Annotated in this window: 21 protein-coding genes; 11 read left to right on the forward strand and 10 right to left on the reverse strand. The window is 49.7% G+C overall.

Annotated elements, in window-relative coordinates; translation table 11 throughout:
• The first annotated feature begins 12 nt into the window (after positions 1 to 12).
• The 3 genes from NSMM_RS07945 to NSMM_RS07955 are packed head-to-tail and all read left to right on the forward strand — an operon-like array spanning position 13 to position 1787.
• A complete protein-coding gene (locus NSMM_RS07945; protein ID WP_090286365.1) occupies positions 13 to 663 on the forward strand; it encodes a cell division ATP-binding protein FtsE in 651 nt (216 codons plus the stop codon).
• Positions 660 to 1568: a cell division protein FtsX gene (locus tag NSMM_RS07950; protein ID WP_090286367.1), complete on the forward strand. Its 909-nt coding sequence runs from the start codon at positions 660 to 662 to the stop codon at positions 1566 to 1568. The genes NSMM_RS07945 and NSMM_RS07950 overlap by 4 nt, the downstream gene beginning before the upstream one ends.
• Before the next feature lie 9 nt (positions 1569 to 1577).
• Positions 1578 to 1787, forward strand: a complete 210-nt coding sequence (locus tag NSMM_RS07955; protein WP_090286523.1) for a hypothetical protein — start codon at positions 1578 to 1580, stop codon at positions 1785 to 1787.
• Between the two features lie 55 nt (positions 1788 to 1842).
• Here NSMM_RS07955 and NSMM_RS07960 read toward each other — a convergent pair whose 3' ends face one another.
• On the reverse strand, positions 1843 to 2589 hold the full coding sequence (locus NSMM_RS07960) for a type 1 glutamine amidotransferase (RefSeq protein ID WP_090286525.1): 747 nt from the start codon (positions 2587 to 2589) through the stop codon (positions 1843 to 1845).
• Positions 2590 to 2800: 211 nt separating this feature from the next.
• Here NSMM_RS07960 and NSMM_RS07965 point away from each other — a divergent pair, with 211 nt between their 5' ends.
• The 3 genes from NSMM_RS07965 to NSMM_RS07975 are packed head-to-tail and all read left to right on the forward strand — an operon-like array spanning position 2801 to position 6072.
• Positions 2801 to 4201 (forward strand): DUF2868 domain-containing protein, encoded by a 1401-nt coding sequence (locus NSMM_RS07965; RefSeq protein WP_090286369.1) that lies wholly within the window; start codon positions 2801 to 2803, stop codon positions 4199 to 4201.
• A 14-nt stretch (positions 4202 to 4215) separates the two neighbouring features.
• Positions 4216 to 5622 carry a GTPase/DUF3482 domain-containing protein gene (locus tag NSMM_RS07970; RefSeq protein WP_090286371.1) on the forward strand — a complete coding sequence of 469 codons (1407 nt, stop codon included), beginning with the start codon at positions 4216 to 4218 and terminating at the stop codon, positions 5620 to 5622.
• 57 nt (positions 5623 to 5679) lie between these two features.
• A complete protein-coding gene (locus NSMM_RS07975) occupies positions 5680 to 6072 on the forward strand; it encodes a surface-adhesin E family protein (protein WP_090286374.1) in 393 nt (130 codons plus the stop codon).
• Positions 6073 to 6166: 94 nt separating this feature from the next.
• Here NSMM_RS07975 and NSMM_RS07980 read toward each other — a convergent pair whose 3' ends face one another.
• The 5 genes from NSMM_RS07980 to NSMM_RS08000 form a co-directional block, all read right to left on the reverse strand.
• Positions 6167 to 6847: a hypothetical protein gene (locus NSMM_RS07980; protein WP_090286376.1), complete on the reverse strand. Its 681-nt coding sequence runs from the start codon at positions 6845 to 6847 to the stop codon at positions 6167 to 6169.
• A 222-nt stretch (positions 6848 to 7069) separates the two neighbouring features.
• Positions 7070 to 8020 (reverse strand): tyrosine recombinase XerC, encoded by a 951-nt coding sequence (gene xerC, locus NSMM_RS07985; protein WP_090286378.1) that lies wholly within the window; start codon positions 8018 to 8020, stop codon positions 7070 to 7072.
• Positions 8004 to 8717 carry a DUF484 family protein gene (locus tag NSMM_RS07990; protein WP_090286379.1) on the reverse strand — a complete coding sequence of 238 codons (714 nt, stop codon included), beginning with the start codon at positions 8715 to 8717 and terminating at the stop codon, positions 8004 to 8006. The genes xerC and NSMM_RS07990 overlap by 17 nt, the downstream gene beginning before the upstream one ends.
• 134 nt (positions 8718 to 8851) lie before the next feature.
• Complete coding sequence (locus tag NSMM_RS07995; protein WP_090286381.1) at positions 8852 to 9496, reverse strand: DUF4126 domain-containing protein; 645 nt, start codon at positions 9494 to 9496, stop codon at positions 8852 to 8854.
• A gap of 20 nt (positions 9497 to 9516) precedes the next feature.
• Positions 9517 to 10527 (reverse strand): glucokinase, encoded by a 1011-nt coding sequence (locus tag NSMM_RS08000; RefSeq protein WP_090286383.1) that lies wholly within the window; start codon positions 10525 to 10527, stop codon positions 9517 to 9519.
• Positions 10528 to 10638: 111 nt separating this feature from the next.
• On the opposite strand from NSMM_RS08000, the gene epsC reads away from it, so the two are divergent.
• Positions 10639 to 11559, forward strand: coding sequence for a serine O-acetyltransferase EpsC (gene epsC, locus NSMM_RS08005; RefSeq protein ID WP_090286385.1), 921 nt, complete (start codon positions 10639 to 10641; stop codon positions 11557 to 11559).
• A complete protein-coding gene (locus tag NSMM_RS08010) occupies positions 11560 to 12696 on the forward strand; it encodes an NnrS family protein (RefSeq protein ID WP_090286387.1) in 1137 nt (378 codons plus the stop codon).
• A gap of 89 nt (positions 12697 to 12785) precedes the next feature.
• Here NSMM_RS08010 and NSMM_RS08015 read toward each other — a convergent pair whose 3' ends face one another.
• Positions 12786 to 12968 (reverse strand): hypothetical protein, encoded by a 183-nt coding sequence (locus NSMM_RS08015; protein WP_090286389.1) that lies wholly within the window; start codon positions 12966 to 12968, stop codon positions 12786 to 12788.
• A 212-nt stretch (positions 12969 to 13180) separates the two neighbouring features.
• Here NSMM_RS08015 and NSMM_RS08020 point away from each other — a divergent pair, with 212 nt between their 5' ends.
• Positions 13181 to 14083, forward strand: coding sequence for a formate/nitrite transporter family protein (locus NSMM_RS08020; protein ID WP_090286390.1), 903 nt, complete (start codon positions 13181 to 13183; stop codon positions 14081 to 14083).
• Positions 14084 to 14275: 192 nt separating this feature from the next.
• Here NSMM_RS08020 and NSMM_RS08025 read toward each other — a convergent pair whose 3' ends face one another.
• Complete coding sequence (locus tag NSMM_RS08025; protein WP_090286392.1) at positions 14276 to 15778, reverse strand: pectin acetylesterase-family hydrolase; 1503 nt, start codon at positions 15776 to 15778, stop codon at positions 14276 to 14278.
• A 222-nt stretch (positions 15779 to 16000) separates the two neighbouring features.
• Between NSMM_RS08025 and NSMM_RS08030 the strand changes: the two genes are divergently transcribed.
• Positions 16001 to 16984, forward strand: a complete 984-nt coding sequence (locus tag NSMM_RS08030) for a fatty acid desaturase (protein ID WP_090286394.1) — start codon at positions 16001 to 16003, stop codon at positions 16982 to 16984.
• A gap of 128 nt (positions 16985 to 17112) precedes the next feature.
• Here the strand turns inward: NSMM_RS08030 and NSMM_RS08035 are convergent, their stop codons facing one another.
• Both NSMM_RS08035 and NSMM_RS08040 read right to left on the reverse strand, forming a co-directional pair.
• Entirely contained in the window at positions 17113 to 18021 is a 909-nt protein-coding gene (locus NSMM_RS08035) for a PEP-CTERM sorting domain-containing protein (protein WP_090286396.1), read from the reverse strand.
• A gap of 201 nt (positions 18022 to 18222) precedes the next feature.
• Positions 18223 to 19821, reverse strand: a complete 1599-nt coding sequence (locus tag NSMM_RS08040) for an FAD-binding protein (protein WP_090286398.1) — start codon at positions 19819 to 19821, stop codon at positions 18223 to 18225.
• Positions 19822 to 19918: 97 nt separating this feature from the next.
• Between NSMM_RS08040 and NSMM_RS08045 the strand changes: the two genes are divergently transcribed.
• Complete coding sequence (locus NSMM_RS08045; protein ID WP_090286401.1) at positions 19919 to 21142, forward strand: ABC transporter permease; 1224 nt, start codon at positions 19919 to 19921, stop codon at positions 21140 to 21142.
• Positions 21143 to 21239 lie beyond the last annotated feature (97 nt).

Genomic DNA, 21239 nt, shown 5'->3' on the forward strand with positions numbered 1-21239 from the left:
GATTCATTCGCCATGATCCAGTTCATGCAGGTCAGCAAGGTTTATTCGGGTGGCTTTCAGGCGTTGCAGGGGGTCAGTTTTTCGATTTCGGCAGGTGAACTTGTTTTCTTCATCGGGCATTCCGGTGCAGGCAAGAGTACGTTACTGAAGCTGATTGCCGCCATCGAGCGGCCAACTTCTGGCGCGGTCAGGGTTGGCCAGCTGAATACCGGCACACTGAAACGGAGCATGGTTCCTTACCTGCGGCGAAGTCTGGGTTTGATTTTCCAGGAGCAAAATATTCTGTACGACCGTGCCGTGCTGGACAATGTTTTATTGCCATTGCAGGTTATGGGGATGGAGAGTAAAGCGGCTACTGCGCGCGCGCATGCCGCACTGGATAAAGTTGGTCTGTTGCGCCGGGGAAAAGCCAATCCGGTCAGTCTGTCTGGTGGCGAGAAACAGCGTATGTGTATAGCACGCGCGGTCGTTCACCGCCCAAGTGTGCTGATTGCCGATGAGCCGACGGCGAATCTTGATGCCGCCTATGCGCAGGAAATCATGACGGTATTTCGGTCTTTTCATCAGGTTGGTGTCACGATATTGATTGCTACCCATGATCTGACGCTGATTGAGAATCGGTCGCGTGTGCTGCAACTGTATCAGGGGAAGCTGGCGCAATGAACCGATGGTTGCGGCAGCATTGGCTGGCAGCGGTTCGCGCATTCGAAATGCTGACCAGCTCACCGACCAGTAGTCTGTTGAGCATCGTGGTGATCGGTATTGTGCTCAGTTTCCCGGCCGGCATTCTGCTGACTTTGGATAATTTACGTGCTGTTGCGGGACAATCGCTCGAATCCCAGCAACTGAGCGTGTTGCTGGATACCAAAGCAGCTTCAGATGATATAGAACGCATCAACACCAATCTGGAAAAAATCCCTATCATTGCGTATTTTCAGTTCGTTTCCAAGGAAGTTGCTTTACAACAGCTGCAGCAGGAGGCTGAGCTGGCAGAAATCATGCGTAATATTGAGCAGAACCCTTTACCCGATGTATTTGTCGTCAATCTTGAAAAGGTGACGGTAGACGAGATTGAAATGCTACGCACTGCCATATTGAGTTGGCCGAAAATCGCGCACGTGCTGGTAGATACTGACTGGGCACGAAAACTAAACGCCATTCTGGATCTGGGCAGAATCATCGCTATCATGCTGGCAACCCTGTTTGGCGCGGCGCTGGTATTTGCGGTATTCAACATGATCCGCCTGCAGATTCTGACCCGCGGCGATGAAATTAAAGTATCCAGGCTGGTAGGCGCAACTGATAGCTATATCCGCCGTCCATTTTTATATTTTGGTGCGATTCAGGGATTGGCTGGTGCATTGTTGACCTGGCTGATACTGGCTGCGGGTATTGCTCAGATCAACCGAGCGTTGTTTGAGCTGGCGAGATTGTATGAAGCCACATTCAGGCTTGATCATTTTGTATGGCTGGATAGTCTGGCATTGCTGGCTATCGCAGTTGGGCTTGGATGGCTGGGTGCGTATGTATCGGTGACACGTTACCTGTTGAGATCGGATAGCATCTAAATGAATTTAATGGCGATAAATAAAAAACAGAAATTGATTGTAGTTGTGCTGCTTGTGACATTGCCGCTGTTATCTGGCTGCTGGACGCTGGTTGCCGCGGGTGCGGGCGCATACGGAGGGTACAAGATGAAAGAAAATGGCTATACTCTGCGGAATCCGGTTGCAAAAGAAAAACCGGCAAAAATCGGTCAGAAGAATCGGCAATCGCAATCGCGCTGATTGCTCATGTATGGCTGACGGGAACGGAGGCTGCAGAATGCGATTCCCTGTCATTTTATTTTTCAGATTGCCGGATAGATTGAATATGATCATCGCGCGTATCCAGCGTGATAATCCAATTCTGATAAATTCGGCGCGCAACGCTTTGCAGAACTGACACACGCTGATGTAAGTCATGCTGTATTTCATCCATGGTCTGTACTGCCGGACTATCCTGGTTCTGCCGAAGTTCTTCCGCATTGACATGACACCATTCTTTCACCATGGCGGGTGTCATTTCGAGATGGCATTGCAATCCAAGATGTTTGCCGAATACGAATGCCTGATTAGAACAAAATGTGCTGGAGAGTAAGTGGGTTGCACCATGTGGCAGGCTGAAAGTTTCACCGTGCCAGTGAAAGGCTTCAAATCCGGTGAGATCCCCCAGCCAGCTGCGCGCAATTGGAGTATCAACTACTTCCACCCATCCCCATCCCAGCTCCTTGACCGGATGGTTGCTGACTTTCCCGCCGAGCGCAGTTGCCAGTAATTGCCCGCCGAGACAGTTTCCTAAAATCGGGATATCAGAAGTAATGGCCTGTTTGATCAGATGGATGACAAGTGCTATCCAAGGCAAATCATCGTGAACACTCATGGGACCACCCATCAGCACCAGACCACTGAAACCTGAGAGATTGTCTGGAAGCGTATCGCCGGCATCTAGTCTGATCAGTTGCCAAGGGACAGCATGCTGGTCGAGAAATGTGGCAAAATAGCCTGGCCCTTCGATCGAAAAGAATCTGAGTATTGCAACAGGTTTCATTTTCGTAACGGGTTGGATCACGACCGAATTATTTTTTTCTTGGTAGAGTGTCATTCTGTAGATTGTCCTCGCTTAATCGTTTGCTTGTCATGCCAGCTTTGTTTTCCCGGCCGCCTTTCCGGTTGTCTGACTTTCACGGCCTTTTGATGCTATCTACTTTATTAAATTTGCCAGCCATGCCAACCATGCCAACCATGTTATATCAACTGTAATGGCTAACAAAGATTACGATTTCAGTGATCTGGTGAGGCTTGAGCAATTACGATATATTGAGAACAGTCAAAAACAGGCAATCTCATACGCCAGCATCCAGGATATGGCAGCGCATACCGCTAGCCACTTCAGTCTGGATAATTTTTATGAACGACTGATGGTGCGAGCGCGCCGCCTGATTCAGGATAACGCGCTTAACAGCCGTTTGCAGCAACCGGAAAAATTATTTCAACGTGCTTATCGGGTGGTACTGGTAGTTGCCGCGTTGCTGGGCGGTCTGGCGGCTTTCAAGGCAGTGGATACGGCCGCTACCTTGAATATTTACTGGCTGCTCACTGTGCTGCTGGGTTTTAATTTTCTGTCGATGCTGTTGTGGCTGGCCGGCATGCTACTCAATGTTCACGGATTAAGCATGGGCATGGTGGCGCAATTGGCTGGCTGGCTGCCTGCCAGGTTAAAAGAAAAAGAAAGTGATCCCTTGGTTGCGAGTGCGGCGAGGGGCTGGTGGGAAACCTGTCTCGGTGGCCGGATTGGCAAATGGCGATTCAGTCTGCTCACCCATCAGTTCTGGTTGAGTTACCTGCTTGCTGGCATAACAATACTGATTTTGTTGATGACGGCGAAGCAATATGATTTTATTTGGGGAACGACGCTGTTACCGGAAAACACTCTGCCTGAATTGACGCGCTTGTTGGCTGCCCCCATGGAGTGGCTGGGCATGGCGCAACCTGACAGTCAGCAGGTCATGGCAAGTCGCGTGGATGCGGCCGGTGTTGTCATGCAGGATGCAGCCACCAGAAGTGCCTGGGCAAAATTTCTGCTGGGTGCATTGATTGCTTATGGATTGCTGCCGCGATTGTTGTTAACTGCGCTCTCATCATTGATGCTGAAATTTTCAGAACACCGCTACCAACTGGATTTGTACCTGCCTTATTACGTCAGCCTTCGGCAAAGCCTGCTGAAGTCGGATCTCGATACCAGTGTGGTAGATGCCGACCCCGGGCGGATTGACGATCGTGACGTGCGGATGGCAAGCGGTCGCAACAGCGATATTCCAACCATGGCGCTGGTGACAGGAATCGAGCTGGATGACCGGGTACGCTGGCCGGCAGCTGTGAAAGGTCAACACAATATTACGGACCAGGCCACTTTTCGCCAAGTGCTTGATAGGATAAAAAAGAGCAAACAGCCGCTGCTGATCGGCGTGGCGGCCTACCGATTGCCGGATCGCGGTGTGCAGCGCATGATCAGGGAACTGGTCGCTGCCACGGCTGGCCCGGGATGGTTGTTGCTTCTTAATACCGAGCCAGCGGAACCGATTGCCGAATCGCGTAAACTGGCTTGGTTCAGGTTGGCACAGGCCTGTGACATTCCCGCCGAACACGTCATCACTCACTAGCATGGTTATTTGAAATGCAAACAGCCAGGCCGGCAACCGACCGGGAAGCACCGTTACTCAATATTGCAGTAGTCGGTCATGCCAATACCGGCAAAACTTCCCTCATTCGTACCATGTTGCGCAGTACCGCATTTGGCAGAATTGAGGACGCCGCCGGCACAACCCGCCATGTGGAACGCGCAACCATTTCTGCGGGACAGGAAGCCATCCTCAATCTGTACGATACTCCAGGGATCGAGGATGTCTATGCCTTGCGTGAAAAACTGATCAGAATGGTTGCCAGCAAAAAAGGTACAATACAGGCTGCCATTCTGACCGATTTTACTGAACAGACTGCGCCGGATGATCCTCTGGAGCAGGAGGCAAAGGTTATCCGCCAGGTTTTGCGCAGTGACATCCTGTTGTATGTCATTGATGTGCGCGAGCCCATCCTGGAAAAATACCTTATTGAAATCGAACTGCTCAGCAAAACCCTGAAACCAATCATCCCGGTATTTAATTTTATCGAGACGCATCGGGCAGACTTGGACAAATGGCGGCAAAAGCTTGCTGAATTCAACATCCATGCGTCGCTTGAACTGGATACGGTCGCTTTTGCGTTTGAGGCAGAGAAGCGGCTATACCAGAAAATACAGAGTCTTGCGGAGGGTTATTATCAGCCGTTACAGCGTTTGATCGATTTCCGTGCACAGGTTTGGCGGAAACTCTGTCAGTCCGCAGCCAGACGAATTGTGATGTTGATTGTAATGGCGGCATGCTATCGGCAAACTGTTGATCCGAGCGGGCAGGGCGTTACTGCACAATCTGCTACGCAGAAACTGCAGCAAGCGATTCGGCTGGCCGAGCAGAATTGCCTGTATGATTTGTTGGCCATCTTTAATTTTACCCAGCAGGATGTCATCTTGCAGAACCTTCCTATACAGGATGGCCACTGGCAACTGGATTTATTTGCACCCGGGGTACTGAAGGCCTACGGTCTGGATATTGGCAGTTCTGCCCTCAAGGGCGCAGCTGCTGGTGCCGGAATTGATCTGATGGTAGGTGGATTGAGCCTGGGGGCGGCCAGTTTGCTGGGGGCGCTGGCAGGAACAGGATGGTCCACCTTTCGCCGTTACGGTAAGGAAATCCAGGCAAAAATTCAGGGAGCCAGCTGGCTGTGTGTAGATGATAATACCTTGCAGATCCTGTATTTACGCCAGCGACAATTGCTGAATAAATTGGTGCATCGTGGCCATGCTGCCGTGCATGTAGAACAGGTTGATTCATCACTAGAGCCGCAGCGTCTGCCGGAAGGCTGGCATGAAATAATCAACATCCTGCGGCAGAACCCAGCGTGGATTCGCTCGTCTCATGTCAGGGACAGCAGCAGTCAATATCAGGATATTGAATCTCGGCTCATCACGGCATTGATAGAAAAATAATCAGCCTTCAGCCATTTGTACAATCAGTTATTCCTCAGAGAGGGTTAAAATTAAACCATGAAAAAAATACTATTAACTTTGCTGCTGATCATGACAACGACCGACACGATGGCCGAATGGACCCGAGTAGGGGAAGGTGATCAGGAAAGCGATTACACGGTTTATGCAGATTTGGTCTCGGCCAGTAAGGCAGCTGATAAAGTCAAGATGTGGATTTTGCTGGATTATAGAGCCGAACAAAAAGCATCTGGTGTGAATTTCTTATCTAAAACTATTCGATATGAATATGACTGCCGGGGAAAGCATGCCAGAGTTCTTGCTTTCAAATTATTCAGCTGGAATATGGAGAGAGGCAAGCTTATTCGTTCCTATAGCCAGCCGCAGGCATGGAAGGTGGCGCAACCTGGAAGCGTGGATGAGACGATGTGGAAAATCGCCTGTGAAAATTAGCAGAGAATTATGATCTGCCTTCGATTCTTTTCATCAAAATGTGGCCAGTAACTGAATCTGACCACATTTTGAAAAATCAAATGTTTGCAGTCAATCAATCATCAATCTTGCAGACCGCATTCGCGCTCAGAACAACCACATCATTCATATCTAGAATTTCTCCAGTTACCGTGCTGTCCTGAATGAAATCGGCTGTGATCAAGGTCTTGTCGCTGTCATCCGTATCGCTCTTGAACTTGAACTCGGTCTCGAAGCGTGACGCTTGTTTTACAGAGCTATGCTCGACATTACCGCCGGAAGTGACGCGGGCGCGGTAGTCGCCCGGAGCCAGATTCAGCACCTTGAGCTCGATTTCGGATTCACGGCCGTCATCGTCATCGTCATCGATTTCACAGCCGACGAATAGGCGTGTTGCCTTTCCGTTACCGATCGAGCCGGAGGAGTGGCTGAATCCGTTATCGTCATCGTCATCATCGCTGTTGTCATAATCGTCATCCTCAAATGCTGCCAGCGCCGCGATTTTCCGACACACATCTGAATTTTCCTGAACAGCTTCGACCAGCTCATAATTGAAAGAATTTCCACGTCTTTCCAAACGTACATCGAAGTAAAGACCTTCCAGGTTGGAATCGCTAAAATTTTTCAGTTTGACGCAGGGAATCACTAGTTCATCGGTCAGAAAATCGGCGCGTGAGCTGCCACCGATACGGTCCGCCCAGATCGGGTTAGCCACAATACTCAGTGCCAAAGCGAAGGCAAGTTTTTTGATTTTCATGAATGTCTCCTTAAAATAATTAAAGTCCGGTCATTTGGTTGGTGAAAATACTTGCTGCAGAATTGAGTTTCTGAGAAATTGTATCAGTAATATCGTAAGCTTATATCTGTTATCTGGCCTGTAAAACAGTTGATAATTTAGATTAATTGCCAATATGGTTTGTTATTTCGAGCGTCGGCGCTCTGGCGGCTTATCCTCTGATGTTGTGGGGAGCAGAATAATCTATTTGCCACCTTTTTTTTTGGCGCGTGGGTGTGCCTGGTCGTAAATTTTGGTTAAATGCTGAAAGTCCAGATGAGTATAGACTTGCGTACTGCGGATGCTGCTATGACCGAGCATTTCCTGCACTGCGCGCAGGTCGCTGCTAGATTGCAGCAAATGGGAAGCAAACGAATGCCGGAGCGCATGAGGGTGAACATTATTGTCAAGTCCCTGCAGCAGAGCACGTTGTTTCAGGCGCAGAGCAATGGTGCGGGTATGAATACGACGGCCCTGCTGTGACAGGAACAGGGCGGTTTCGCCGGGTGGCAGCATGGCGGCGCGAATCGGCAACCATGCCTGTAATGCTTGCAGCGCCTGCTTGCCAATCGGCACGAGTCGTGTTTTGCTGCCTTTGCCGGTGATGCGTGCCATGCCTTGATTGAAATCGATATTCGCTGGTTGCAAGCTGGCCAGCTCCGCCAGCCGCAGACCTGAGCCGTAAAATAACTCGAACATGGCCAGATCTCTTGTTGCGAGTGGGTCAGTTGGCTTGAAAGTTAATAGCTGGGCGGCTTCATCAGGTGAGAGCGCATTCGGCAGCTTCTGGGCTGACTTGGGCACACGTACACTTTGACAGGGGTCATCGCCATGGTGGTGATAACGGATCAGGTATCGGTAAAACCCACGCCAGACCGACAGCATTCTTGCGAGACTTCTGCCGGATAACCCGCTGCCATGTAGCCGCGCAATAAAATAACGAATATCGGATGTTTGCAGTTGCCGCAAAAGGTCATCAGGTGTTCGCGAATCATCTGGGTGTTTTTGTACGGTAAAACGCACCAAGGTGGCCAGATCGTGTTCATAACTGACCAGAGTCAGCGTGGCCAGTCTGCGGGTGTCCCTGAGATAGGTTAGATACTGCCCGAGAACTGGCGGCAGTACAGTTTTCTGCTTTTCATGGAGTGGATTCATCCGTGTCAGCGGTTGTTTGTGGAGATTGTCGCATCAGGCGTATGACGGAGCTGCTTGCCAGCTCACCGAGGCGTGCCAGATAAAGCGTACCCATGTCCGGATAAAAACGCTCCACTTCAGGACTACCCAGCATCAGGAGACCAAAGTGTTGCGTTTTTTTCAGGGGAATGAGTGCGAAGGATCGCAGATATTGCGCGTCACTGCCAAACCATTGCTTGATTTCATCGTCAACATCCGTGCCGCAACGTGGCTGGGATAGTCCGGCGGTCACGATGCGTAACTGGTCGCTGACGGTATCCACCACCGAAGCGGGAAGCGGAGGATCAAGATCATCCGTTTGCCATAGTCGCAAGGCAACGTGTGGGATGGAGAAATCTTCGCACAAATGATATTGCAATCCATGCAGCATTTCCGTCAGAGAGTTGAATCCCAGTAGCGCTACCACCAGGCGATGCATTTTTTCACCAATGGCATCATTTTGTTCGCCAATTTCGATCAATGCCAGCAGTTTGTCCTGCAACAACTCATTTTTCTTGCGCAGCATCATCACCTGCCGTTGAGTGATCGAGATGACCTGATCATTATTGGCATGCTCATCCAGATGCGACAGCTGAACGGAATCCAGCAGGGTGGGATGCTCTGCAAAAAAATTCGGGTGATCTTGCAGGTATTGCATAACTTGCTCGGGTTTTATCATGAATGTAGTGAAGAAAAAGGTAAGGAATTACTTCGGGAGACAGTTGCCGTTATCATAACATGATCAAAAGTTGGGCTGGCAAGGTGTGTGAATTGTGCTTGTGCTTGCGCCAAACGTGAAGCTTCGTTCCGGGATTATTTTTTTCTATTGTCAATGGAGAAGGCAGCAGGTTGACCGGGTCTGGTGAATCGGGAAAATTTCTGTGATAACGATTTGATCAATCGCCATAATTTTGGTAACAGCCAGATCGCCAGGCCGATGAAGATCGCGAATAGCCCCAGAAAAATCAGCGGATGATTCAATGCTGTCCATAAACCGCCCAGCACCAGAAAATCTTCACCGACCGAGGCAGTCCAGTTAGTCACCGGTTCGGGTGAAGTGTTGATCATCATGCGGGTACCTGCTTTGGTTGCATGACTGGTCGCAGCAGCTCCGCCACCTAGAATACCGGCAGCGATTTCCATGCCAGTAGAAACATCGCCGACCGCTCCTGCCGCGAGTATGGCACCAGCCGGGATACGCACGAAGGTATGAATGGCATCCCAGAGGTTGTCGAACCCCGGAATTTTGTCAGCAATAAACTCCACCAGGTACATGATCGCAGACGCGCCAATAATCCAGGGGTTGCTCAAAACCACCAGCTCGTTAGGCAGGATGATATTGCCAGTGGCAGACCCCAGGCCAAGTACCAGTAGCACAGCGTATAAATTTACGCCGCTCGCCCAGGAAGCGCCCATGGTGAGCGCCAGGGTGGCCATCAAGGTCTCGTAGCTTTCCATATGACCGTTTACTTATTTACTTATTGTCCGGTATGAGTGTTTGCTGTGGAGGACAGCATTTGGCTGGCTACATATTCGGCACCCAGCAGTCCCGCTTTGTTATTGACAATGACATGAATCGGAATCGTTTGCATCAAAGTACGGAATCGTCCTTTGTTTTGGAAGGCACTGGTAAAGCCGGATTGCTGCAGGATTCGCAGAATACGAGGTGCGATACCTCCCGCAATATAGACTCCGCCATGGCATAGTCCTGCCAGCGCCAGATTGCCTGCATAGGCACCATAGATTTCGCTGAAGTGTTCGAGTGTCTGCATGGCGACGGGATGCTGTTGTTCGAATGCCAGCCGGGTAACTGTTGCTGCATCGTTCACTACAGGTTGTTTATTGCCCGTTCGCCCGAGTTTTAGAGAATCCTCCTGCAGGAAATGGAAAAGATCCACCAGACCCTGCCCCGAAAGAATACGCTCAATTGATACATGTCCGTAGCGTATCCCCAGATAATCGAGCAGCGCAATCTGCAGGGTATTGGTAGGCGCAAAATCGATATGCCCAGCTTCGGTGGCAAGTACGGTGGTTCCATTAACGCCATTTATCAGCCAGGCCACGCCCATGCCAGTGCCGGCGCCCAGCACCACGCGGGTTGAGTTGGGCCGGGGGTTGCCGGTCTGCAGAGTAACCAGATCGTCATTGGAGAGTATTTCGATCGAGTAGGCAACTGCTTCGAAATCATTCATGATTCTGACAGCTGGTATTGAAAACTGCTGTTGAATATGCTGAGCGCTGATATGCCAGCTCAGGTTGGTCAGGGCGACTTGTTGAGCAGTCACCGGTCCGGCAATTGCCAGGCAGACCACTTCCGGAACACCTGGCAGGTGCTGCAGGAAATCATTTAAAACATCATCAAAATCATCATAAGCCTGGCTGTCATAGCGGCGTTCGAGACAGGTCTCACAGGCATGATCCTTCATAACTACCGCACGCATCAGGGTTTTGGTTCCGCCGATATCACCACAAATCAGGTATGAGTTCATAGGGTTGCCTACAAGGGTCGCAATCTGTGAATGGTAGCAAAACTGGCAATGACAGGTACAATAACCTGCTTTTGCAGCCATCCAACCAACAGGGTTAAACAGGAGAGAGTAGTGGCAGATGACAATATCAGTACAAGTGATTTGTTGTTGAAAAGCACGTATTTGGAAACCGATGAAGTTGTTGCGGAATTGCGTGCCGTGCGTATAGCAGCTCTTGAACAGCGACAGGGACATACCAGGCCACCGAGACTGCCTTCACGCAAGGTAATTGCTACGGTTGCTGATGGATTAAGCATGGCACTGTTTCCTAATCGCCTGGGGCCGGTTGATTTGTCTGTCGAAGGAGTTGATTATTATGTAGGTTATATTTTGAATGTAACGTTGCGTACCTTGCTGGTGCAGATTCAGCACGAGCTGCATTTCAATGCTGGGACGGAGGTCCTCAGTCCGGAGGATCATATCCGAGCAGTATCGGTTACCCAGAAATTTGCCAGGTGTCTGCCGCAGATCCGCCGCCTGCTTGATGATGACATCATGGCGGCCTATGTAGGCGATCCAGCCGCACATTGTATCGACGAAGTGCTGGTATGCTATCCAGGTATCGCCGCTATTACTTTCTATCGGCTCGCACATGAGCTTTACCAATTGGGTGCACCACTGATTGCGCGGATGATGTCTGAGATTGCGCATTCGATGACCGGCATAGAAATTCACCCCGGTGCACAGATTGGCAGGAGTTTCTTTATAGATCATGGTACCGGTGTGGTGATCGGGGAAACGGCAATTATCGGTAATAACGTGCGCCTGTATCAGGCGGTAACCTTGGGGGCGAAACGCTTTCCGATAGATGAGCATGGTGCGCTCGTTAAGGGAATTGCGCGTCATCCGATCGTTGAGGATGATGTTGTCATTTATGCAGGTGCAACCATTCTCGGACGCATCACCATTGGGCGTGGTTCGACGATAGGCGGTAACGTCTGGCTTACACAGAGCGTGCCACCAAACAGTCAGATCACGCAGGCACAGGCATAAATGCGTGACGATCATCCATTCTGCTGGCAGCAGAAAATTCATGCGCATCAGTGGTTTTTTATTGCCGCCTGTGTTTATGCCCTGCTGATCATACCAATGACAGTATTCGCCAGAGCTGGTTTTGCTCCCGTCATTCTGGCTGTGCCTGCCATGCATGCTTATGAAATGTTATTTGGCTATGCGCTGGCATTGATTGCGGGCTATTTGCTGGGGCCTATGCCTGCCTGGCATCTGCTGCTGTTGCTGGGGCTGTGGTTGGTGGCGCGAGTGAGTACGCTGACAGGTGACTGGGGATGGCTGAGCCTTGCCAGCAACAGTGGTTTTGCCATGCTGCTCGCCTGGCGATTGCTGCCACGTTTATGGGTAGCCAAAAAATGGCGCAATCGCCTGCTCGCACCCTTGCTGGGGCTGATTTGTGCTGCGGCCATCGTTACAGGCTTGACCGGGCAAATATCGGCATTCGAGTGGAGCCGTCATCTGCTCGATGAAAGTGTGCAGTTGTTCGCGCTGTTGATGCTGTTCATGGGTGGGAGAATGCTCGCGCCTGCCGCCGCCGGCGAATTCTATCGCCAGGGCATGGAGCTGGAAGCCCGAGTGCAGCCGCATATCGAAGGATGGTTGATTGTCATGGTTCTGGCATCCGTCGTGTTATCGCCTGTTATTGCGCCAGTAGCGGGCATGATGCTGATTGTGGCGGGAATGCTGGCTGGCATCCGTCTGCTGCGTTGGCAGCTGTGGCATTGTCTGGCGCGTCCGGATCTCATCTGTCTCGGATTGGGTTATGCTTGGTTGGCGCTGGGGCTAATACTGCTGGGATGGGTGAAATTAAGCGGAGAAAAGGAATACTTCAGTGCCGTTGTGCATGCCATCACGATCGGTGCACTCGGCACGCTCTCAACTAATGTAATCGTGCGTGTTACGCTCCTGCATGTCAAACAATATCCCTCACATATTCGGCTGATATTAACTATTACCATGCTGATGTCACTGGCGGCTATTGGACGTATCAGTGCCGATTTTTTCGGATATCGGGACGACTGGTTGATACTGGCTGCTTGTGCCTGGAGCGCTGGCTTCCTGCTGGTTTTATATATTTTGATCAGTTGTATCGGCGCCCGCGCCAGTCTTTCCCGTTAATGGCGCCTCTCAATAGTCGTCTCAGGAAAGTTGATTTTCATTCAGGTCATGTAATTGGTAGTGGGCGTAATATCAATATGCTGCGTCGTTCAAATCGTCTGCGGATTGGCAATGGCCGCGGCTACGCCGCCAGCTGCAATTGCAGCTGGCGAGGAAATCTTCCCGGTTGCTTTAATTCTAAGAGCTTTTCTCGATAGGCTGCCTTCAATCTCAACGCTGCTCCAATTGTTCTTGAGTGCTTCACAAAGTTCTTTCGCGGTAGGAATAGCCATAAGCGCCTCTTGCGATGAGCACTAACGCCAGCCGTAACCGGTGCCTTTGTAGTGAGCGCAGTGAGCGAAAAATGCGCCCGAGACTAACAGGCAGTCTTGCTGATCTTCATCGAATATGGCAGAATCTCCGACCACCATACAGCTAATTGACAGTAAGCAGGTGCGTGGCAGCCAGGAATTTTCTCAATTAACCTTTCTATCCAAGAAGAATTATGAAAGAAACCAAACAAACTTTTATCAGTCAGAATGAGCATGTCATTCAATCCAGCGTTGCTGCCGAGGCGCTGTCATCCGGTGGTGGTACCGCGCCGGCCAAGGTAGAAAGCTCTACCGTTCTTGATCAAGTGCTGCCTTTACAGATGGGGCGTGATCTGGTCGAAGACGCCGTCAAAAAAAGTAAGTTCAGCGTTACACAGGTTATGACGCGGGGGTTTTTATGCACGCCTTTTCTCGCCTATGCAACAGCGTTGTCGGCACTGCTTGTTTCCCAAGGGTGGCCAACCGCAGCGGCTGGCTTGATGTTTCCGGTCGGCTATATCATGCTGGCTATATTGGGACTGGAAATGGCAACTGGTAGTTTTTCAGTAATGCCGATGGCTATGCTTGCCGGGAGGATTAAATTGCAGGCCGTGTTACGTAACTGGTCATGGACTTTTGTTGCCAACTTAGGGGGTGGTATTTTCTTTGCCTGGCTGCTTTGGTTTTCGCTAACTAAAGGTGGCGTGGCCGACACACCAGGTGTGTTGGTTACCCTTGCACATCTTGCCGAGAAAAAAGCTTCCTATATAAATTATGGTATAAATGGCTGGTTTGCAGCAGTTGGCATGGGTGTACTTTGTAACTGGCTAGTCAGCTTGGCCCCGGTTTTTGCTAAAGCATCACGTAGCGTGCCAGGAAAGGTCATGTTAATGTGGTTGCCGCTCGCCACCTTCTTCGCGCTGGGGTTTGAGCATGCGGTCGTTAATATGTTTGTATTCCCGGTTGGCATTCTTGCTGGTGCGGATGTGTCCATCTCGCAATGGTGGTTGTGGAATCAGATTCCTGTCACCATTGGCAATATACTGGGCGCGGTGCTATTTAATTCAGTACTGTGGTACCGTACACACAGCGCTTAGACTCCCGAAGAAAGGGCGATGGCTACCCATTTCCCCTGAACAGGTTCTAAGCAGAACTAGGCGCGAATAAAAAAATGTTGACGTAGCATATGATTGATGTGTAAGGAAACATTTTAAAAGTGCCCGTAAGGCAAACCGCATTCTTCGCCAGACACGGTTGATGCGGTTTGCGAAGTTCATATCCTGCGTCAGTCAGAAAGGCGCACCACAATTACCACTGCAGCTCAGGCTGCGCAGTTTTTTATCGTCATCGAGTAGCCGCTTCACCCAGTCCGTCAGATAAACACCCTGAGCGCTGCGCTCCTCGTAAAAATGGTTGGGTCTGAATACATCGATCAAGGCAGCATGATCCGTGTCTGTGCCGAGATAAAAACCCACATTTTTTTCCCGCGCCGTCACGCCCAGTGTGTGTCGCATTCTTGCGTGCCATTCCAGCCAGGTTTGAGGAAGAATATTGCTCCATTTTTTGTCGTCATCGAATAGCCGTTTCACCCAGTCCGTCAGATAAGGATTCTGTGCGCTGCGTTCCTCGTAAAAATAGTTGGGCCTGAATACATCGATCAAGGCAGCATGATCCATGCCCGCACCGAGATAAAAACCCACATTTTTTTTCCGCGCCGTCACGCCCAGTGTGTGTCGCATTCTTGCGTGCCATTCCAGCCAGGTTTGAGGGAGAATATTGTTCCATTCCAGCGGATTGACCGATCCCGCGTTAGTCTGCTGCATGACATTCAGAAACAATAGCTGCACGCCGTCCCAGGCAGCGGTATATTGACCGATACGACTTTTAGGGAAAAAACCTGCCAGCCCTGTCATGATTTGCGGGTATAACGTCATCGAATCATAGGACCCCGCCTGATCGAGGCCCGGAACCCACGTTGCCAGATTATTACTGGCGTCCCACGCGCCGCCATCCGCCTGATTGAAAACCAAATCGACAAACGGTTGCGTGAACACTCCTACTCCTGCATCTACCAATAAGGTGACCTGCGTTTTTTCTGAGTAAAGATTCCGCAATCGGGCAAAATTAAGCAATGCACCGTAAGCCCCGGCGCTGGAGCCTGCTATCAACACATGCTTGATTTTTTTGCGGCGTGTATTGTGTTTGATCCACTCGCGCACCGCCATAAAATTATCAAACCCGCGATGTTGTACGATCAGCGGATTGCCACCATTGATCAATCCTAGTGGATCGATGTAAACTGCATCTTTCGAGCCAATATGTGCATCCCCTGTACAATATGGAATGAACACCATATTCCAGTCTCGAACCGGATTGTCTTTTTGTTTTCGCTTCAGGATACCGCCAACTTCACCCGGTATGTTTTCCGGATGATCGATTGCCGGGTTATAAACCGGGCGATCGCCTGCCACCAGCGAAGCCAGACAGGTTGCGCCGTTCCAGCAGGCCCCGCCACTGTTGAAATAGATCAGGGTTTTGTCTTTTTGCTTGCCTTCGTGGTAATAAAAATGGAAAGGCTGGTTTGGAAGACCTGCTGCGACCTCATCCGGCAGATAGCTGAATGCGCAACCTGGTTTAATATCTCGATAGCCACCATTCTCGTCCGCCACCGTCATCGCGGTACTGGGTACTTCTATTTTTTGCCACTCTCCTGAATGGTCATGCGCATAAGTAAAAGTAAAAACCAGAAATAAAACGATGCCACAAAAAAAAGTTGCCCTGGCTGTGTGCATACTGCCTCCTTAATTATTTGTTTTATTCTGCATAACAGTACCTGAAAAACCTTTAGACAGCAGTGTTTTTTACCACAGACAAATAATCAATGGCTCGCGCAACAGAGCTTGTACTAACCCACGATGCTTGAAATTACTACTGCTTCAAACGCTTTATTTACTCAAAAATATACCGTTATGCCTTAAAGCTAATCATTTATACAACTTAGTTTGGAGGTACTTATGAATAACCTGCCCTATCTTCCACCAGCCCTGTTGGGTGATAAAAGCAGTTTGTCCGATCAAGCACGAAGAGAAATTCAGAATCTCAGTGGCGCCCAGCCCCAAGCATTTCTGATGCAAGCGATTTTTGCCTGGGGAGTAGTTTTTGCCGCCATGGGTCTGGCAATTTATGTCGACGCCTTCTGGATGACTTTTCTGGCTATTGTCATCATCGCCACGCGCCAGAATATTCTGGGTTTACTGGTGCATGAGCAAGTGCATTCCCTTGGATTCAGGGGACGCTGGGGAGATATTATCTGCAATCTGTTGGCCGCCTATCCATTGGGTATTACTGTTCAGGGCTATGCCAATGTCCACCTTTCTCACCATAAGCATTATTTTACTGACAGGGATCCTGATTTCCTGCGTAAATCAGGAATAGACTGGGCATTCCCAATGGCACCACGGCATCTGGCCAAACTGTTGGCGAGTGACCTGCTTGGTTTGAGCTTCATTAAGATACTGAAAGGAAAGCAGCTGGAGAAAACGGATGCGTTCAAACGTCCATATCCAGTACCGCAATGGGTGCGCCCGGTTTTTTATGCAATTCTTGCAACAGGACTGATTTATACCCAGACATGGGACATCTTTTTGATTTATTGGATCATTCCGCTGATTACCATCCTGCCGGTTATCGTGCGGCTAGGTGCAGTAACTGAACATGTCTACAACCTGCCCCGGGCAAGTGTCAATGAATCCTCTCCTCTCATTATTCTGCGGTGGTGGGAAAAGCTGCTGTTACCCAACCTGAACTTTACGCTGCATGCCTATCATCATTTTTTTCCAGGCGTAGCTTTTTGTAATTTACCAAAAGTACACTTGGTTTTTTTGCGAGAGGGGCTGGTGAATGAAAAAAACAGCTTTCAGGGTTATTGGGACTATTTGGGTTATTTGCAAGCTGCTACGGATATTTCCGCTACTCGCAAACAACCAGATATCCGCTAAATCAAGCGATATTCAAATAATTGACAAGACACAAAAAAGCCACCGGGTTCTAAACCGGTGGCTTTTTTATTATTTAGCCTGTGAATGGATTGAGGTGCTATGTGTCAAGTGTTGTTGCCACAAATATCTCAAGAAAAACGACGCGCACTACCGGCGAAACCCAGCAGTCCAATTGCCATCAGAGCAAGCAAACCAGGTTCAGGTACTTCTACTTTGGCCTCTTCACGTGCTGTGCTTTTCTGTTGAATTGTTACATTATATGTACCAGCGGACAGGTTAACGAAAGGGCTGAATAAATTAGTTTCCGTAAATGCGCCGCCTACGCTATTAAATCCAGCATTGGCAAAAGCCGACACACCACGATTCAATTCTCCAGGCGACCATTTAAGGATATTGGCACCCACATTATTGGTCACATCAATCGAGAAACTCATGCTGGCATTTGCATTGCTACCAGTACCGAAATGGATTGGATCAACAAATGCTTTAAGAAAACCTGATGCATCGGTTTTGAATGCAAGCGTATCTGATTCGCTAAGTGTAAATGAAAGCGTTGCCAGCACATTGTTAGCAATGGTCGCGTTTGCGTTACCTGTGTTGTTTGCAGTATCAGCATAGGCATCCGAACGTGTGAACCCTTGACCACCGGAACCAAAGATACTACCGCTTACACTCATATCAGAACGAGACAACGTACCGGTTGTAAATGCAACCGTGCTTTCGTCCGCTGCACCAGGGCAAGATGTACCCAAGCAAATCGGGGCTAGATTTAAAGTGGCAGCAGGAACGGACGTAGTATCTGTGCTTCCAGTTTGGATACCGTTCAATCCAACAACCATCTCGCCATTTCGACTTTCGCTAAGAATATTGATGCCTGTGGATTTGGTGGGATTTCCGGGGGCGTCACTCACGAGAAAGAAATTCTCGATGGTAAATATTGAAGAACCATAGACAAGCGCTTTTGCTTCCGATGTAAATAATACGTTACTAAACACTATACTCGCGCCTAACGCTAGCAAAGATGACTGGATTTTCATAAGCTGCCTCCATTAGAAAAATAAAAGTAATGCTAAAAGTGTGAAACCAACGAGAATGCTCATTGTATTTATATAAAAGCACATAGCGTGCCAATTTATGCAACTAATTGAATACAAATATATAATACTGATTTGCTGATGCCTGTTTTAGTGCTAAATTTTTCTGTGTAAAGTTTTTCGACATCATGTGGTATTTAAGCATCATTTTATGTAACGACCTGGCGCAATGATGGTCTCTGGGTCAAGTGCTTTTTTCAAGGAAGATATTACTTGCCAATAGGAAAAATTTTCTTTGGTTAACCAAGTCATCCCCTCAATTCCAACACGATATGGCAAAAATCCCTCTTTTTTTCCTTCATCGAATAATGCTTGGTGGCATGCTTCAGCATTACGTTGAGCAGATACGGAGCTGCGATCAAACAGCAAAGGCAAAGTGCTGTCAAAACACCGGTCGGACAAGCTTGTCAGCGTCATGAGCGGTTCCAGCCTATATTGCTGCATGATATTGGTGACCATTTGCGTATAGCGAGCAACACTTTCTGCCCTCATGGGCACTAGTGGCGCATACCAGATCAACCCACAACCATCCCGGGCTGGATCCATGCTATCTGCTGGCCGTGTATTACCCTTGAGCCAATAGCAGAGTGGCAGTGCGGTTTGATTTGGATAACCGGCGACAAGCTGTAATGAACGCTCGATGGTTATCAGTTTTTGACCCAATTTGAATCTGAATCTTTCTGGCAACCACTTTCCAAGCCGGGCACCCACCCGTGCCTGTGCCGGGCTGATAAATATCAGTCGCGATGCGAAGGGCGACAATAGCGCGCGGATTTCACGTCTTGCTGCTTTTACGACTCCCTTGGAACCATACAGGGTACCAAAGCCGGTCCATGGCATCACCTGGTTATCTCGGCACAGTTCCGCAAGTATTTGGGGCGGGATGGTCTCTCCTATCGGTACGTGATCTCTGGGATAAGGCGTTGTCATCGCCAACACGCGATGGGCATTCATCAGATTGACTCCGCCAACCACACCAGGATAACGCGCAATCACTTCACGGATGCGTACCACCAGCTCACCAAGTTGGGCGGGCTGCTGCAACCCGAACAGAAAAGACTGGATGGCTGCCGGACGCCGCGCCAGTGCAATAGACATCTGCGTTACGATGCCAAAGCTTCCCTGTGAAAAAATACCATCGATATAAGGGCCTATTCCCCACTTGAACGCTCGGTCGAGGTGCTCGCCACCTAGCCCGGTCAGCGCCGATTGATAGAGGCTGCCATCCGCTAGTACTGCCTGAATAGCCATCACCGCAGCAAAGTGATCCGCAATAGGGGTAATACCGTAGCCACGTTCGAGTGCATTGCCCAGTATGCTGCAAGTTGGACCGGCACCAGTCACCGGTACCATGTAGGGATGGTTACCTTGATCGAGAAATTTGGCAAGCTGCTCCTGAGTGACGCCTGGTTCGAGCGTTACGATACCGGCTTCTACATCAAAATCGATGATCTGGTTTAATGCGGAAAGATCGAGAATTACACAGTTATCAATAGCCGGCAGTGCCGTACCGTACCCCCAGTTATGGCCAGTACTGATCGGATAAAGCGGCGTCTTGTGCGCCTGCGCAATTTTTACAATCTCAACAATCTCGTCTTTCCGGCAGGGCCTGAGGGCTGCGGCAATTTTGCGGGTTGCTCCAGTCGTGCACTGACCGTAATAGCGTTGTGCGGCTTCGCTGGCCAACACCTGAGAAGTGCCCAGCAGATCTAACCACGCACGCAGTGCATTGCTTATTTCCATGAGTTTTTTAAAAAGTTATAAGTTTATGTTTAGCGATTGTTCTATTATCCTGTTTTATCGAAGGTACATTTTATAGAAACACATTATTTTAATATTCATGATTATTGAAATAAAATTCGCCTTGCGAAGCCTGTTACGCCAGAAAAGTCGCAGTTTCATGGCATTAGGCGCGGTGGCATTCGGTATCACTGCGCTGATTATAGCCAGTGGCTTCATCCAGTGGATTTTTCAGGATTTTCGCGAAACATCGATCCGTTCTCAGCTCGGTCATCTGCAGATCATGCGGCCAGGTTATCTTGAAGCAGGCAAGGCCGATCCCTATGCTTATCTGCTATCCGGCAGTTTGTCGAATTTCTTTACACTTGATGCTGATGCAGATCAAATCCGGGTGATTGTGCCACGGCTTAATTTTAGCGGCCTGATCAGTCATGGGGAGGCGACACTATCTTTCATTGGTGAAGGGGTGGATCCCGCTGAACAACGGTTTTTCGGTGATGCGCTGCAAATATCTGCCGGTGAGCATTTATCGGTCAACGCACCCAATCAGATCATCGTCGGCGAGGGGTTGGCGCGCAATCTGGGTGTAGCGGTCGGCGATACGGTGGTGTTGCTGGTCAATACCGCCACGGGGGGGATCAATGCGGTGGAGGTGACGGTGGGTGGGCTGTTTACGACAGTGACCAAATCCTACGATGACAACGCCCTGCGCTTGCCAATTGATACCGCGCGGCAATTGTTGCACACGCAAGGCGTGCATCGCTGGATTGTGCTGCTGGCGGATACCGGCGACACCGATGCGGTGTTGGCAAAATTGAAAACTACGCTGCCAGCGGATCAGTTTGAGGTTGTGCCTTGGTATGAACTCGCGGATTTCTATAATAAAACTATTGTGTTGTTCACCAAGCAGGTGCAGGGTATCAAGATAATCATCGCATTGATTATTTTGCTTTCCATCTCTAATACCATGAGCCGCAGCGTAATGGAGCGCACCGGTGAGATCGGTACCGCCATGGCGTTAGGTGTAAAGAAATCCGACATTCTGCGGCAGTTTCTTAGCGAGGGTGCATTGATTGGCGCGATCGGCGGGCTGATCGGGCTGGTGGTTGGCCTGATACTGGCGCAGATCATCTCGTCCATCGGCATTCCCATGCCTCCGCCTCCGGGTATGGCGCGTGGTTACACTGGCGAGATTCTAGTTACCCTGCCGATGGCGCTGGAAGCACTGGTGTTGGCTATCCTCACCACACTCATCGCCAGCGTTTATCCCGCGTGGAAAGCCTCGCGCATGCAGATCGTCGATGCGCTGCGGCATAACCGCTGATGTCGAGAAATTTTACACTTCTGTAGATTGGAGAGACGGGCTGCGGGCGGTATCATTGTTTGCGGCAATATGACGCATCAGCAGTTTTTTTGATGTA

The sequence above is a fragment of the Nitrosomonas mobilis genome (assembly GCF_900103035.1).
Classification (GTDB): Bacteria; Pseudomonadota; Gammaproteobacteria; order Burkholderiales; family Nitrosomonadaceae; genus Nitrosomonas; species Nitrosomonas mobilis.